We start from the raw sequence: 14,871 nt of genomic DNA, 5'->3' as shown, positions 1-14,871 counted from the left end.
CCGGAGCAAGGATGCGTCAGTCCGCAAAGACTAACGCAGTTTATTATAACAGAACAAGCCTGTTTCGTCAAGGAATTTCACACGAAACAGGCTTGTTTTATTTGACGGATTTTCTATTGGTACCTTACAATGTTTTGGAAAGCTCTTTCAGGTATGCACGGAACGCCGTTCCCAGTTCCGGATGCTGCAGACCGACTTCTACCTGCGCCTGCAGGATGCCCAACTTATTGCCCATGTCATAGCGCTTGCCAGAATAATCGACTGCGACCATTCCTTTGGAGCGAGCCAGTGTGCGCATGGCATCCGTCAGCTGGATTTCTCCGCCGGCACCGGGCGGTGTCTGGTCAATGATGTCGAAAATCTCTGGTGGCAGAATGCAGCGACCGAGAATGGAATACAGACTGAGAACCTTGTCAGGAGCCGGCTTTTCCACCATGTCCGTACAGTTAAAGTAATTGTCGTGCAGCGGTTCTACCTTAAGCGAAGAATATTTGGAAATATCCGCGGGAGAAACTTTTTTAACACCAAGAACGCCCTTTCCGAATTCCTCATAAGCACGAATCAGCTGTCCGCACGCTGGGTCTTCGCCAATAATCACATCGTCGCCGTATAAGACAGCAAACGGCTCATTGCCAACAAAAGAACGCGCGCGGCTGATGGCATGTCCTAAACCAAGTGTTTCTTTTTGGCGGACGAAATAGAAATTGGCCAGATGCGCGATTCCTGCAACTTCTTTGAGAATGGCTTCCTTCTGTGCGCCGCCCTTTTCAAGCTTTGCTTCCAGTTCCGGAACACGATCAAAGTGGTCTTCAATCAATCCCTTGCCACGGTTCGTGACGATGAGAATATCAGTAATTCCGGAACGAACGGCCTCTTCAACGATGTACTGAATGGCAGGTTTATCGACAATCGGCAGCATTTCCTTTGGCATGCTTTTCGTGGCAGGCAATACCCGCGTGCCAAGACCGGCTGCGGGGATAACTGCTTTTGTGATTTTCATACGATTCACTCCCAAAAATTGATAAAATAAACGGCGTGAAAAAATCCACGCACTTTTTAAACAAAATTATAACATAAAATATATGGAGTTATTTGCAATTAAATAGCACACAAGGACAATAAAGAGAAGGGCTGTGTTTACACCGCCCTTTTCCTGATAGTGAATCAGCAGGTCGCTGTTGTTTGGCAGTGTGGTTTGAATCTGCCGAATCGTTTTCACGCAGTGCTTCCGGTATAGATTGTTGGCGGTAATGCCGAGCACCAGATGAATGATGAAAATAGCCAGAGAGAGAAGATTGGGAAGCAGAAAAAGGAATTGCTGCGAAGCGGGCAGTAATGTAATCTTTTCGGCAACCCGGTAGAGCTGCGCCATATTTAAGGAACTGGTTCCGGCAATGCCCAAGTCACTCATCATACGCATGAGAATCGGTGAGGAAAACTTTGCCGTGAAAAACTGAACGGCAACTTCCAAAGCCAACGCGATTGTGCTGATGGCAACTCCCAATGCGTAAATTTTCCGATACAGAAGCCAACCACCGCCTAACAGGAGCGCTGCAAAATTGAAGCGCCGCTTGCGGTATTTTTCATGATTCATAAAAACTGGCAAATAATACGTGGTATTACTCTGAATCACTTTTGCAAGGTCGCCTGCCTTTTCGCCGTCAATGGTTGTGTCAGGGTCAATGCCAGCCATGGGGTCAAAAACAAACGGCGCCGAACCGTAAGGCCAGCCGTTGGGCTGCGAGCCGGAACCGAATGGGGAAAACCCACCGGGGAAGGAACTGTCTGACTGACCAACGTTTGGGTTTTGTGCAGAGGAATCTTCTTCTCGGCTGGTCAGGGAAGCACCGCAGTGTTCGCAGAACAACGCATCAGGCGCATTGTCATGTCCACACCGGGGGCAGCGCACGCTTTCCTCAGCTTTAGCTTTCGTTTTAGGGGGCTGCCAGGCTTCAGCTGTACCATGCTTTTCTTCAAATACACAGTGCCCAACTTCTTTATAGCACGCACGGTGGTAAGGCGCACCGCAAACAGGGCAGACGACAATATCGTCCCCTGGGTGAAACGGCTTGTTGCATACAGGACAATTTACTCCGGTAAAATCGGTCATAAATTTTTCCTCCCATACTTTTTGAAACGTTTTGCCGCAGAACGGCATGATATCTTTTTATTGTATAGTCTTTTGTAACAAACTGCAAGTTTTCAAACAGAAGTTTTAATTCTATTCATAAATTGCACAGTTCGTTTGTGCCGGGCAAAGGATATCATCAGTCCGGACGTGCGGGTGACCTCCTTTCTTTACAAGCGGGAGAAAATAGAATATAATACTTACTATATGCAGAATCATTACCGCTGTATGTACGGCCAGTGAAATCTATGTGAAACAGTGCGGCGGGTTTACGGAAAAGATTTTTAGGAAAGTAGGATAAAACAGATATGCTGCAATTTGAGGAGCTGAAGCAGTCTCTGCAGGAGATGCTTCCCGGTTTAAATGATCTTGAAGATGCGCTGGGCATGAAAGCAATGCGCAGCGAAATCGAGGAATTGGACATGAAGGCGAGCGAGCCGGGTTTTTGGGACAACATGGAGAAGTCTCAAAAAATTTTGCAGCGTTCTGCTCACTTGAAAGCTAAAATCGAATCTTATGAAAAGCTGCGCAGTCTTTGGGAGGATGCAAATGCTCTTTGCGAGCTGGGGGACGAGGAAGGTGATCTTTCTTTGCTGCCGGAAGCAGAAGGAGAAGTCAAGAAACTGACAAACAACCTGGAGCGCCAGCGTCTGCAGACCTTGCTGACAGGGGAGTATGACGCGAAAAACGCCATTTTGACCTTTCATGCCGGTGCCGGCGGCACAGAGGCACAGGACTGGGCTGAAATGCTTTATCGGATGTATAACCGCTGGAGCGAACGCCATGACTATACCGTCAAGCTGCTGGACTATTTAGACGGCGAGGAGGCGGGCTTGAAAAGCGCAAGTATTCTGATTGAAGGGGAAAACGCTTACGGGTTCTTAAAAGGGGAAAACGGTGTTCATCGTTTGGTGCGCGTTTCACCGTTTGATGCTTCCGGGCGTCGGCACACTTCGTTTGCATCGCTGGAGGTTATGCCGGAAATTGACGACACAATTGAGGTTGAGATTGATCCGGCGGACATTAAAATGGATGTTTACCGTGCCAGCGGTGCAGGTGGTCAGAAGGTTAACAAAACCAGTTCCGCAGTCCGCCTGACGCATATTCCAACTGGTATTGTTGTGGCATGCCAGGTGGAGCGCAGCCAGTATCAGAACCGCGATGTGGCCATGCGAATGCTGAAAAGCAAGCTGCTCGAAATTAAAGAACGAGAGCATCTTGAAAAGGTTGAAGATATTAAAGGTGTGCAGAAAGAAATTGCATGGGGTTCACAGATCCGTTCTTATGTCTTTATGCCCTACACCATGGTGAAAGACCACCGCACTGGCTATGAAACCGGCAATGTGGACGGCGTGATGGACGGCGACTTAGATGGATTCATTAACGCATACCTGAAAGCATTGAATCAAGGTACGCTCGGCAATTATACAACAGAAGACTAAGTGCAGAAACGTTTCGCTGTTATGGGTGGAACGTTTCTTTTTTTGACACAGCCGGGTGATTGCGTTTCAACTGACGCACATCATTCCCGTAAAACGGCACACGTGTATAGCTGCCGATAATGCGGGAAGAAAAACGTTCTGTGTAGTAATCCAGCATTTCCTGCATGGAAAGATTGGTGCTGATGATGATAGGCTTTCCTTTCAGCTGTCTGGAATTGACCAGATTATAAACAGCAGAAACGGTAAAATTGCTGCGGAATTCTGTTCCTAAATCATCAAAAATCAGTAAGTCGCAGTCCAGCAGACTTTGCATGGTATCCCCGTTGCTGCGTCCGAAATGTTCGTCCTGAATCCGTTCAAGAAGATTTTGTGCAGAGCCGTAGATGACACCGTATCCACGGTCGATAATCCGCCTTGCAATGGCAAGGGAGAGATGGGTTTTTCCAAGTCCGGTTTTGCCGACCATCAGCAGGTTTTCCGTGGTGTGCGCATCAAAATTTTCTGCGTATTTTCTGCAGTATAGAAAGTTGCGCTCCATCAGCTGCCGCACCGTGCGGCCGTTTTTGTCCGGAATGTCCGAATAATAGGAAAGTTCAAACGTTTCAAAACTACTCAGCGAAAGCGGTGTGTCCGCGTTCAGCTGGCGGAGGGCTTCCTCTTTCAGCAGTGCTTTCATACAGCTGCACATCCGTCCGTCCACGCTGCCGCGATCCTGACACAAGGGGCAGGTATAATGCGGCTCTAAGTCATCCGGTGACATTTGCTGACGTGCGAGCAGCGCTTTCAGCTTTGCCTGCAGTGCAAGGTTTTCCGCACGCAGTTGTTCCAGGTTTCGGTGCACATCGCCGCCACGCACAACAGCCTTTGCAGCGGCAGAACCGGCGCGGCTGATTGCTCGCTCGAGTTCCAATGCATGAGGTTCAACACGAAAAAAGTCGGCACGGCGGTGGTCAGCTTCCTGTTCCGCTCGCAGGCGGCGGTCATTCAGCCGCTTATAAACCGCATCGTATACGGCGCGCTCATATCCCATCAGCGGTTTCCTCCCAAGGTATCATATAGGCTGTCCCGTTCGTAAGCGTCCAGGTCAAAGGACGGCCGGCTGGCCTCTTTGCGGGTTTCCTGCCGCTGCTTCTTTTCAGCTTGTGCCTGCTCGCAGGTGAGAATTCCCTCGCGGTGCCAGCGTTCTAAAATTTTGTTGATATAGTTTGCTTTAAAAACGCCGGTAGCATCGACACATCGGTCATACGCAAGTTTGAGCATGGCAGGTGAAAATTTCCATTGCAGCACCCAGCAGACCGCGTAAGTTTTTTCACGCTCGGTTGGGGCACGTTCCGGCAGACCCGCGGCTTTTTGCACGGTGCGCCAGGCGCGCCCCATATCCGTAAGCTGCTGCAGCTTTTCTTCTGCCTGCAGATGGGTGGTGATTCCCTCATCAGCCCAGTTGAGCGCTACCTTCTCTATGTAGCGCATATTTCCCTTGCCGCCGCTCTGCGCATATTGCACCAGCATTAAAAGGACATCGGCCGGAAGACCGTAGTTGTCGTGAATCAGAAGCAGTGTGCTCATATCGGATGGGGAAAGCGGGCGGCACAGAATCTGCTCTGCATCCTGCATCATGCAGCGAACCGTGTCGTCTGTCTCCATACGCTTTACGGTAAAAGCGGCATCTGGACGTTCTGCGCGGGGAAGCGGTGCGTGACGCACAGGCGCGGCTGCCTGCACCTGCGGCTGCATGGGTTCCTGAGCGCTTGGGGAGGGCACCGGCTTCTGCGTTGGTTTTGTGATGGCTTCTGCTGTGTGAAAAGACAGAATGCCGGTTTCTTGCCAGTAAGAGAGGGCGTCCCTTGCATCCGCCGGGCTGCACCCCAGCGCTTCTGCCAACTGTGTATCTGTAAAAGCAGTCCCTTGACGGCGCAGAACCCAAAGAAGTGCCTTCAGCTGTACGCTGCCGGTTAACTTCAGGTGGCGGTCCACCACTGCGGTGGGTACCGCAAACACGCTGTTCCATATTCCGCTGCTTAACTGATATTGCATAAATCCGGTTCCTCCATGGACATCTTTTTGCGTCTTGCAAACGCGTTGATTTGTTAACATTATACCATTCGCCTCCGCTGAATACAACACAGCGCGGTGTGCGGAAGAATTTCAAAAAAAAATGAAAAAGTTGTTGACAAATTCAAAATCATGTAGTATCATATCTCTTGCAGTCAAGTTCGCGAATGTAGCTCATCTGGTAGAGCGCCACCTTGCCAAGGTGGAGGTAGCGAGTTCGAGCCTCGTCGTTCGCTCCAATCTTTTAGCCGTGTATCGCGTTGATACACGGCTTTTTTGTGCGGCATGGCGAATCCTTTCAACAAAATGTGCAAATATTTTTGCAGGCAGTCCTTTGCTTTCGGCTTTCGTTCTGTTTTCATTTGTACGAAACTGTGCTATAATATTAAAGTTTGAGGGAAATCGGCGCGTGTGTTTGCCTGCAGGCGGCACACGAAAGCTTATGGTGCCTGCGCCGTGTTCTACACTTTATTAGAATCTGATACAACAAAGAGGTATGTCAAAATGGATACGAGAAATGAATTACGCAACGTTGCAATTATTGCCCACGTTGACCACGGCAAAACAACATTGGTGGATCAGCTTCTGCGGCAGAGCGGCGTCTTCCGAAGCAATGAAGAAGTTGAGGAGCGCGTAATGGACTCTAATGATCTGGAGAGGGAGCGCGGCATCACCATCCTGTCCAAAAACACGGCAGTCATGTACGATGATGTGAAAATCAATATTGTGGATACGCCCGGCCATGCGGATTTCGGCGGCGAAGTGGAGCGCATTCTGATGATGGTGGACGGCGTCCTGCTGCTGGTAGATGCTTTTGAAGGTTGTATGCCACAAACTCGTTTTGTCCTGAAAAAAGCACTCGGCCTGGGCAAACGTCCGGTGGTTGTCGTGAACAAAATTGACCGCCCCGGTGCTCGCCCTGCGGAAGTTGTGGATGAAGTACTGGATTTGTTTATTGAACTGGGCGCTAATGAAGATCAGCTGGACTTTCCGGTGGTGTATGCTTCCGGCCGTGACGGGTATGCGACCAATGATCCGGATGAAGAGGGAAAGGACATGAAACCGCTGTTTGAGGCGATTTTAAAGTATATTCCCGCTCCGCACGGGGAGATGAATGGTCCGGCACAGGTTTTGTTCAGCAACATTGACTATGATGACTATGTGGGGCGCATCGGAATCGGCCGTGTGGAGCGCGGGCAGATTCATGTGAATGATATGATGACGCTCTGCCACCGCGACGGTACCACACACAATGAGCGCATTACAAAACTGTATCAGTTTGAAGGTCTCAAGCGGGTAGAGGTGGACAGCGCGAAGTTGGGCGATTTGGTTGCAGTTTCCGGTATGCCGGATCTTAATATCGGTGAAACTGCCTGTGACCCGGAGCACGTGGAGCCGCTGCCGTTTGTTAAAATTGATGAGCCGACAGTTTCCATGATGTTCATGGTAAATAATAGCCCATTTGCCGGCCGTGAGGGCAAGTTTGTCACATCCCGCAACCTGCGTGACCGCCTGATGAAAGAAGTGGAAACCAACGTTGCGCTGCGTGTGGAAGAAACAGATTCCGCAGATACCTTTAAAGTTTCTGGCCGCGGGGAGCTGCACCTTTCCATCCTGATTGAGGAAATGCGTCGGCAAGGTTATGAATTTCAGGTTTCCAGTCCGGTTGTCATTTTTAAAGAGATTGACGGAAAGCGCTGTGAGCCGATTGAACTGCTGATGATTGAAGTGCCGGATAATTACGTGGGCGCGGTGATGGAGAAGCTCGGTTCCCGCAAGGCGGAAATCGTCAATATGGGCACCCGTGATACCGGCATGACCCATTTGGAATTCCGAATTCCGGCGCGTGGCTTGATGGGATACCGACAGGAGTTTTTGACCGATACAAACGGTAACGGTATTATGAACAATCTTTTTGATTCTTATGAACCGTACAAGGGTGACCTGACCGTGCGCAATACCGGCAGCCTTATTGCGTATGAAAATGGGGTGTCTACCGGTTACGGCCTGTGGTATGCCCAGGATCGCGGTCGTCTGTTCATTGGACCTGGCACAGAGGTTTACGAGGGCATGGTGGTTGGCGTCAGTCCCAAGAGTGACGATATTGTTGTCAACATCTGCAAGAAAAAGCACGTTACCAATACTCGTGCCGCCGGTTCTGATGAGGCGTTGAAACTGACGCCGCCTAGCATTCCCAGTCTGGAGCAGTGCCTGGAATTTATCAAAGAAGACGAGCTGCTGGAAGTAACGCCGAAATCCCTGCGTATGCGCAAGAAAACTCTGAACAAAGAACAGCGCATGAAACAGACTAGCAGAAAGAAATAATCGTTTGCATAAAGGAATGCCTATGAAACCAATCGTTATTTTGGATTTGGAGTGGAATGGGACTTACAGCAAGCGGCTAAAAGGCTTTATGAACGAGATCATTGAGTTTGGCGCGGTGAAAGTGGACGACAATCTGCGGCTGGTCGACACGTTTTCGCTGTTGGTTCGTCCACAAGTTGGGAAAAAAATCAGCGGAAAGATCGCCACCCTGACGAGCATTACCGATGAAGATTTGGAAAATGGCAGGCAATTTATGCAGGTGGTCAGTCGATTCCGAAAGTGGGCGGGCGATTGCCTTCTTATGACGTGGGGCACTTCTGATATTTTAACGCTGATTGAAAACTGCCGGTATTTCAGCGGGTCAGACCGAATTCCTTTTTTAACGGAATATGTGGATCTGCAGGCTTACTGTGAAAAGCGGATGTCCTATGAACAAGGGAAGCAGGTCGGTCTGTCTACCGCAGCGCAGATGCTGGAAATTGACGAAGCGCCGTTTGACCATCACAGGGCTTTAGATGACAGTATCTTGTCTCTCAAATGCCTGCAGAAGCTGTATTCTCCCGAAACACTGCGAGACTTTACGCTGGATGCAGAAGCACAGGAATTTTATGACCGCATGGAGTTTCGTACCGTGACTTTATGTGATTTGGAAAATCCGCTGCTGCAGAATGCGGATATGTCTTTTTCCTGTCCGGACTGCGGTGCGCCAGCTCGGCAGAGCGCAGAATGGTACTTGCGAAATAAGAGTTTTCGTGCACTGTTTCAATGTCCGGTCTGTGGGAAAAAGTTTATTGGCCGTGTCCAGTTCAAACTAAAATACGAAGGCTTGTCTGTGAAGAAGACAATGCATCCGACGGAAGAGCCGGAAGCAAAGAACACGGAACAGGCGTCTTCTTCTTCCGTGTAAAGCCCTTATGCGGGAAAAGCTGCCGTTTGGCAGCTTTTTTTATGTCTTGCGCGCAAGAATCGGCCGTGTTACACTTAAAGAAACTTTGAATGCGTTCCGATGGAGGATTTTTATGCAGAAATTTGGGAATATGCTTTCCTATGAAAATCAAGGGGTGCCTTTTCTGCACCTGTCTTCTTTTGAGAAACAGGCGTGGCTGAACCATGCCTTCGCAACCAGACTGGGCGGTGTCAGTACTGGTGTTTATGCTGCGATGAATCTGGGATTTGGCAGAGGGGACAGCGAGAAAGCGGTTTTAGAAAACTATCGTCGTTTCTGTTCAGCAGCGGGATTTTCTATTGAAAATTTGGTTGCGACCGCACAAACGCATCAAACCCGGATTCTGCGTGTAGGTGCTTCCGAACGCGGAGCGGGTATTCTGCGGCCCAAACCGTGGCATGATATAGACGGATTGGTTACAAATGAAGCGGAGGTGTCCCTGTGCGTTTATGGGGCGGACTGCGTGCCGCTGCTCTTTGCGGACCCGGTTCAGCGGGCAATTGGCGTAGCGCATGCGGGCTGGCGCGGAACTGCGGCAGGTATTGCGGCAGTGACCGTTTCTGCTATGGAACGGGAATTTGGAACCCGTGCCAATGATTTGCTGGTTGGAATCGGACCGTCTATCGGTCCTTGCTGCTTTGAAGTGGATGAGCCAGTTGTGCAAGCGTTTTTACGAGTATCGGTATTGGCGGATGCACACTGTATCACAGAGCAGGGAAATGGTAAATGGAAAATTGATTTGTGGGAAGCGAATGCGCAGATTCTGCGGTGCGCGGGGGTGCGTCAAATCGAAAAGGGAATGCTCTGTACCCGCTGTCACCCGGATTTGCTTTGGTCACACCGCGCCACAGGCGGAAAACGCGGCGGTATGTGCGGCATCCTTTCAATCAGGGGGTAGAGATATGACAATTACATCCTGTAAGTTGTGTCCCCGACAGTGCGGTGTCACGCGGACGGAGCGGGAGGGAAACGGCTTTTGCAAAATGGGTGCACTGCCTGTGGCGGCTCGTGCGGCACTGCATTTTTGGGAAGAACCCTGCATCAGCGGCACACGGGGAAGCGGCGCGGTCTTTTTTACCGGCTGCTCTCTGCAGTGCGTTTTTTGTCAAAACTACCAGATCAGTGCAGAACGTACTGTGGGAAAAGTTTTAACGCCCAAGCAGCTGTCAGAAGTGTTTTTTCGTTTGGTTGAGCAAGGAGCCCATAATATCAATTTGGTGAGCGCTGCTCACTTCGCACCAGCTGTTGCGGAGGCGCTGTCTCTGCGGCAGCTGCCGATTCCGGTTGTGTACAATTCCGGCGGTTACGAATCATTGGGAACCCTGAAAATGTTGGACGGACTGGTACAGATTTATCTGCCGGACTACAAATATGACGATGCGCAGCTGGCACAGAGCCTTTCGGGAGCGCCGGATTATGTGGAGCGAGCGCGGGAAGCCATTCTGGAAATGGTACGTCAGACTGGCCACTGCCGTTTTGATGAAAACGGAATTTTACAGCAGGGCACCATCGTCCGTCACTTGCTGCTGCCCGGACACACCAAAAATACGCTTGCTTGCTTAGACTGGCTGGCGCAGAACCTACCGGATGGCGTTTTCGTTAGTTTGATGGGGCAGTACACGCCGTGCGGCGCGGTTTCCGCACATCCGGAGCTGAACCGCAGAGTAACAGCCCGTGAGTACAAAAAGGTACGGCAGCATTTATTCGATTTGAATTTGGATGGGTTTGTACAGGAACTTTCCTCTGCCCGAAAAGAGTATATCCCTACCTTTGATTTGACAGGCTTAGAAACTACTGAAAAATAGTAAATGCTGCTATTTAAGAAATGTTCATAATAATTTCATTGACGCGATACATAATATATACTATACTATAATCTAGTAATAAATATTATGTATGGAGCTGGTGAGATGTATGACAGGGGAAATTCAATATAATATGCCGGCAGGTACGCAACCTTGGGCGGTGCGGGAACGGCACCGGTCCCGCAGGCGCAGGGTACTGCGTCTGCCGCGCTATACCGTTGGTGAAGAAGTTTTTAACGGCGTTTCACACGGTATCGGTGCTGTGGCGGCAGTGGGGGCATTGATTTTCCTGCTGCAGGCTGCCTCCTCAGCTACTGCCAAATGGAGTGCTGCAGTTTTTGGCGGCTCCATGTTTTTGCTGTATCTGATTTCGTGCCTGTATCACAGCTTAGGGGTTAACCGCGGAAAAAAGGTTTTTCAGGTGCTGGATCACTGCACGATTTATTTGCTGATTGCCGGTACTTACACACCGATTACCTTATTGGCATTTTCTCAGCCAACCGGACTGATTCTCTGTATCCTTGCCTGGGTGATTGCAGTGCTCGGAATTGTTTTGAATGCTGCGGATATGCGCCGCTTCCGTGTGGTGTCTATGGTTTTTTACATGGTGCTCGGCTGGATGATTATCTTCTTCTGGTGGGATTTGTGGGTCGGTCTGTCGCGGACGGATTTGCTTCTTCTGCTTGCTGGCGGTATTTTTTACACGGTGGGTGCCATCCTGTTTGGAATCGGACGGAAGGTTCCGTATATGCATGGGGTTTTTCACGTGCTTTGCCTGGCGGGAAGTGTCAGCCATTTCTTTCTCATATACCATCTGATGTAAAAAGGACGAACCGAAAAGGTTCGTCCTTTTTACTGTTCTGGCATAAGCAGCGCCTTCCTTTCGTATGGTAGACAGGAAGGGGTGTTTGCTATGATGCAGTTGATTCGTAGAAAGGCACGCAGGGCAGCAGCCACACTTTGCGTATTGCTGCTCGTTCTTACAACTGCATTTGGAATGCAGAAATTCGGAACGCGGGCAGATGCTGTGCCGACTGCTGCAAAGCCAGCCGGTGTTTCACTGCCAATTTTGATGTACCACAGTATGCTGCCGGCTTCCGTCCTGAGGGGAACGTATATTGTTTCTCCTGCACTTTTTGAGCAGGATTTGCAGTACCTGAAAAAAGAAGGCTATACAACAGTTGTGATGCAGGATTTAATCAATTATGTTAACGGAAGGGGGAGCCTGCCTACCAAGCCAATTATGCTTACGTTTGATGACGGGTATTATAATAACTATCAGTATGCTTTCCCGCTGCTGAAAAAGTACAATATGAAAATGGTGTTTTCGCCCATCGGGAGCTGTACGGAAGCGTACAGCCAAACAGACAGCGACCACATCACTTATTCCCATGTTACTTGGAAAGAGCTGAATGAAATGTTGGCAAGCGGCTTAGTTGAGGTGCAGAACCATACGTATGATCTGCACAAAAATAAGGGCGGCCGCCTGGGAGCCAGCAAACGCCGCTCGGAAAGTGTGATGGACTATCAAAAAGTCCTGCGCACGGATTTAAGCCATGAGCAGGACCTTGTTTACGAATATGCCCATGTTCGAATGAGTACGTTTGTCTATCCATTTGGCGCTGTCAGCGAGGCCGCGGCTGATGTCATTCGTCAGTTGGGATTTCAGGCCACTTTGACCTGCAGTGAAAAAATGAATTATATTACCCGGGACGCAGACTGTATTTTTGGCTTGGGGCGGTATTTGCGCTCGCCCAAGCAGACAACTGCGCAGCTTTTTGCACACATTGCAAAAACATCCGGTCAAAAGAAATAAAGCTGTGTTTAGTCAACATGGCGCATCAGAATGCGCTCAATCAGATGCAGGAACATCATAAACATACTCAGGGAAGCGAACATCAGCGGCAGCAATATTAAAATCATTGGGGCGGTTAAGGCGGTCAAGCTGAACATACTGCCGAAGAAAATATAAGCTAGGATAAAACCGATGCACATGGTGACAAACAGAAAAATATGTTTGCCGTTAAATGGCATACAGACACGGAACAAAATCAGGAAAAGGGAGAAGCCGGTCAGCACAACGGCAGCTGTTGAAAGCTGCGTCTGCGGCAGATTCACAAAGAAATTGACTGCTTCCAGCAGCAAAACGCTCAAAACCATCGTTAGGGTGCCGGGAATCGCTTTCTTAATGATGTTGAGCATGAACTGACCATGCAATCGCTCTCGGTTTGGCTCCAGAGAAAGCACCAAAGAAGGAATACCAATGGTGAGCGCGTTCAGCAGGGTAAACTGAATGGGTTCGAATGGATATTGACTTTGAATAAAGATAAAGCAGACAGCAAGAATAGTGCTGAAAAATGCTTTCACAAGATACAGGGAAGAGGAACGTTGCAGATTGTTGATGGAACGCCGGCCTTCGGCAACAATGTGCGGCATAGAGGCGAAGTTGGAGTCCAATAACACGATCTGCGAAACTGTTCGTGCAGCGTCGCTTCCGGAAGCCATGGCAATGCTGCAGTCGCTCTCCTTCAGTGCCAGTACATCATTGACACCGTCGCCGGTCATAGCCACGTTGTGTCCATCTGCTTTCAAAGCTTTTACAATCTTGAGTTTCTGCTGTGGTGTTACACGTCCGAAAACAGCGTAACGCTTGACTGCTTCCTTAATGTCCTCATCTGTTTCCAGCGTGGTTGCGTCTACCCAGTCATCGGCATTTTCCAGTCCTGCTTTTTTGGCAATGTTTGCAACCGTAATGGCATTGTCGCCGGAAATAACTTTTAAGTCGACATTTTGATCCACAAAATACTGCAGGGTTTCCCGGGCGTTTTTACGAATTCGGTCACTTAAAAACAGCATTGCAAGAGGTTTGATATCTTCCGGAAGTGCCATTCCGTCTTCCTGAAAAGGCGCGTCACTGTGGGCAAGGATCAGCACGCGCTGTCCTTTGGACGCTGCTTTGTCTGCCAGAGGGCGCAGGGCTTCAAATCGTTCGCCTAAGATAAATTCACCGGCACCGATGACAAATGTGCCGCGCCCGGCGAAATAAACGCCGCTCCATTTGCGCGCCGACGAAAAGGGAACTTCTGCAGAAGCCTCCCAGCCCGGATTTTCCGGACATTTTTCTTTTAATGCTTCCGCTGTTGGATTGCTGTCCTTTAAGGTGTGGGTTACAGCGGCAATGGCCTCGCAGATTGCATCCTCGGAGAAATCGTCACGCAGGGAATGCAGGTTGTCCACTTGCATGGTTCCCTCTGTAATGGTACCGGTCTTATCCAGACAAATGGTGTCAACCCGCGCGAGCATTTCAATAGAGTACAACTCCTGCACCAATGCATTGCGGAAGGAAAGGCGTACCACGCTGCTGGCTAGTACGACGCTGACCAGCAGAACCAGACCTTCCGGTACCATGCCGACCAATGCGCCGACCGTGCTGACAATCGCCTGCGAATAGGAGGAGCTGGAAGTGACAGCTGCTTTATAGAAAAGCGCTGCTCCCACGGGAACCAGCATGAAACCGATGATTTTAATTATTAAATTGATGCTGTGCAGAATTTCACTCTGCGTTTTTTTCATGTATTTTGCACTGCCGGTGATTTTAGACGCATAGTTGTCTTTTCCAACGTGCTCAACCTGGGCGCGGCAGCTTCCGGAGACAATAAAGCTTCCCGAAAGCAGGTGATCACCGGGGTGTTTCAAAATGGGGTCTGACTCACCCGTAATCAGGGATTCATTAACCTCACAGCTACCAGCTGCTACCACGCAGTCAGAACTCACTTGGTTTCCTGCTGTCAGCTGCAAAATATCATCCATTACAACTTTTGACACGGGAACTTCCCAGAGCTTTCCGTCGCGCAGGACATGAGCTTTTGGGGAAGAAATCAAGGAAAGTTTGTCAATTGTCTGTTTGGCGCGGATTTCCTGAAAACACCCCACCACCGTGTTACAAACCATAACGCCAAGAAAAAGCAAATTTTTCAAAGACCCGGAAGAAATGATGAGTGCACCGAGAATAATGTTCAGAATGTTAAAAGGTGTAACGACATTTTTGCGGACAATCTGCCCGATGCTTTGGGTCTTGACGTCCTCTTCGCCGTTTACAAGCCCCTGCTGTACCCGCGCATGTACTTCTTCACGTGCCAGACCGGTTTCCGGACTGGTCGAGAACTGTTCCAT

12 protein-coding genes and 1 tRNA gene are annotated in these 14,871 nt (G+C 49.6%); 8 read left to right on the top strand and 5 right to left on the bottom strand.

Annotated features, from left to right (window positions below; all coding sequences use genetic code 11):
- Positions 1 to 124: 124 nt before the first annotated feature.
- Together PXC00_RS07485 and PXC00_RS07480 are read right to left on the bottom strand one after the other, a co-directional pair.
- Positions 125 to 1,000 (bottom strand): UTP--glucose-1-phosphate uridylyltransferase, encoded by an 876-nt coding sequence (locus PXC00_RS07485; protein WP_275844980.1) that lies wholly within the window; start codon positions 998 to 1,000, stop codon positions 125 to 127.
- 66 nt (positions 1,001 to 1,066) lie between these two features.
- Positions 1,067 to 2,110: an RING finger protein gene (locus tag PXC00_RS07480; protein ID WP_275844981.1), complete on the bottom strand. Its 1,044-nt coding sequence runs from the start codon at positions 2,108 to 2,110 to the stop codon at positions 1,067 to 1,069.
- 326 nt (positions 2,111 to 2,436) lie between these two features.
- Between PXC00_RS07480 and prfB the strand changes: the two genes are divergently transcribed.
- A complete protein-coding gene (prfB, locus tag PXC00_RS07475) occupies positions 2,437 to 3,570 on the top strand; it encodes a peptide chain release factor 2 (RefSeq protein ID WP_275844982.1) in 1,134 nt (377 codons plus the stop codon).
- A gap of 19 nt (positions 3,571 to 3,589) precedes the next feature.
- Here prfB and PXC00_RS07470 read toward each other — a convergent pair whose 3' ends face one another.
- A complete protein-coding gene (locus PXC00_RS07470) occupies positions 3,590 to 4,600 on the bottom strand; it encodes an ATP-binding protein (protein ID WP_275844983.1) in 1,011 nt (336 codons plus the stop codon).
- Positions 4,600 to 5,604, bottom strand: a complete 1,005-nt coding sequence (locus PXC00_RS07465) for a DnaD domain protein (protein WP_275844984.1) — start codon at positions 5,602 to 5,604, stop codon at positions 4,600 to 4,602. Before PXC00_RS07465 ends, PXC00_RS07470 begins: the two co-directional genes overlap by 1 nt.
- 181 nt (positions 5,605 to 5,785) lie before the next feature.
- Between PXC00_RS07465 and PXC00_RS07460 the strand changes: the two genes are divergently transcribed.
- The 7 genes from PXC00_RS07460 (at position 5,786) to PXC00_RS07430 (ending at position 12,514) form a co-directional block, all read left to right on the top strand.
- A tRNA-Gly gene (locus tag PXC00_RS07460) sits at positions 5,786 to 5,861 on the top strand.
- A 265-nt stretch (positions 5,862 to 6,126) separates the two neighbouring features.
- Positions 6,127 to 7,947: a translational GTPase TypA gene (typA, locus tag PXC00_RS07455; RefSeq protein ID WP_275844985.1), complete on the top strand. Its 1,821-nt coding sequence runs from the start codon at positions 6,127 to 6,129 to the stop codon at positions 7,945 to 7,947.
- Between the two features lie 22 nt (positions 7,948 to 7,969).
- Positions 7,970 to 8,854, top strand: coding sequence for a 3'-5' exonuclease (locus PXC00_RS07450; RefSeq protein WP_275844986.1), 885 nt, complete (start codon positions 7,970 to 7,972; stop codon positions 8,852 to 8,854).
- A gap of 112 nt (positions 8,855 to 8,966) precedes the next feature.
- Positions 8,967 to 9,791, top strand: a complete 825-nt coding sequence (gene pgeF / locus PXC00_RS07445) for a peptidoglycan editing factor PgeF (protein WP_275844987.1) — start codon at positions 8,967 to 8,969, stop codon at positions 9,789 to 9,791.
- A 4-nt stretch (positions 9,792 to 9,795) separates the two neighbouring features.
- Positions 9,796 to 10,698 (top strand): radical SAM protein, encoded by a 903-nt coding sequence (locus PXC00_RS07440; protein ID WP_275844988.1) that lies wholly within the window; start codon positions 9,796 to 9,798, stop codon positions 10,696 to 10,698.
- Positions 10,699 to 10,807: 109 nt separating this feature from the next.
- Positions 10,808 to 11,521 (top strand): PAQR family membrane homeostasis protein TrhA, encoded by a 714-nt coding sequence (trhA, locus tag PXC00_RS07435; protein WP_275844989.1) that lies wholly within the window; start codon positions 10,808 to 10,810, stop codon positions 11,519 to 11,521.
- 90 nt (positions 11,522 to 11,611) lie between these two features.
- Positions 11,612 to 12,514, top strand: coding sequence for a polysaccharide deacetylase family protein (locus PXC00_RS07430; protein ID WP_275844990.1), 903 nt, complete (start codon positions 11,612 to 11,614; stop codon positions 12,512 to 12,514).
- A gap of 8 nt (positions 12,515 to 12,522) precedes the next feature.
- On the opposite strand, the gene PXC00_RS07425 is transcribed toward PXC00_RS07430, so the two are convergent.
- A complete protein-coding gene (locus PXC00_RS07425) occupies positions 12,523 to 14,871 on the bottom strand; it encodes an HAD-IC family P-type ATPase (RefSeq protein ID WP_275844991.1) in 2,349 nt (782 codons plus the stop codon).

Source organism: Caproicibacterium argilliputei, assembly GCF_029211325.2.
Lineage (GTDB): Bacteria > Bacillota > Clostridia > Oscillospirales > Acutalibacteraceae > Caproicibacterium > Caproicibacterium argilliputei.
This window is presented reverse-complemented; position numbering and strand designations above follow the sequence as displayed.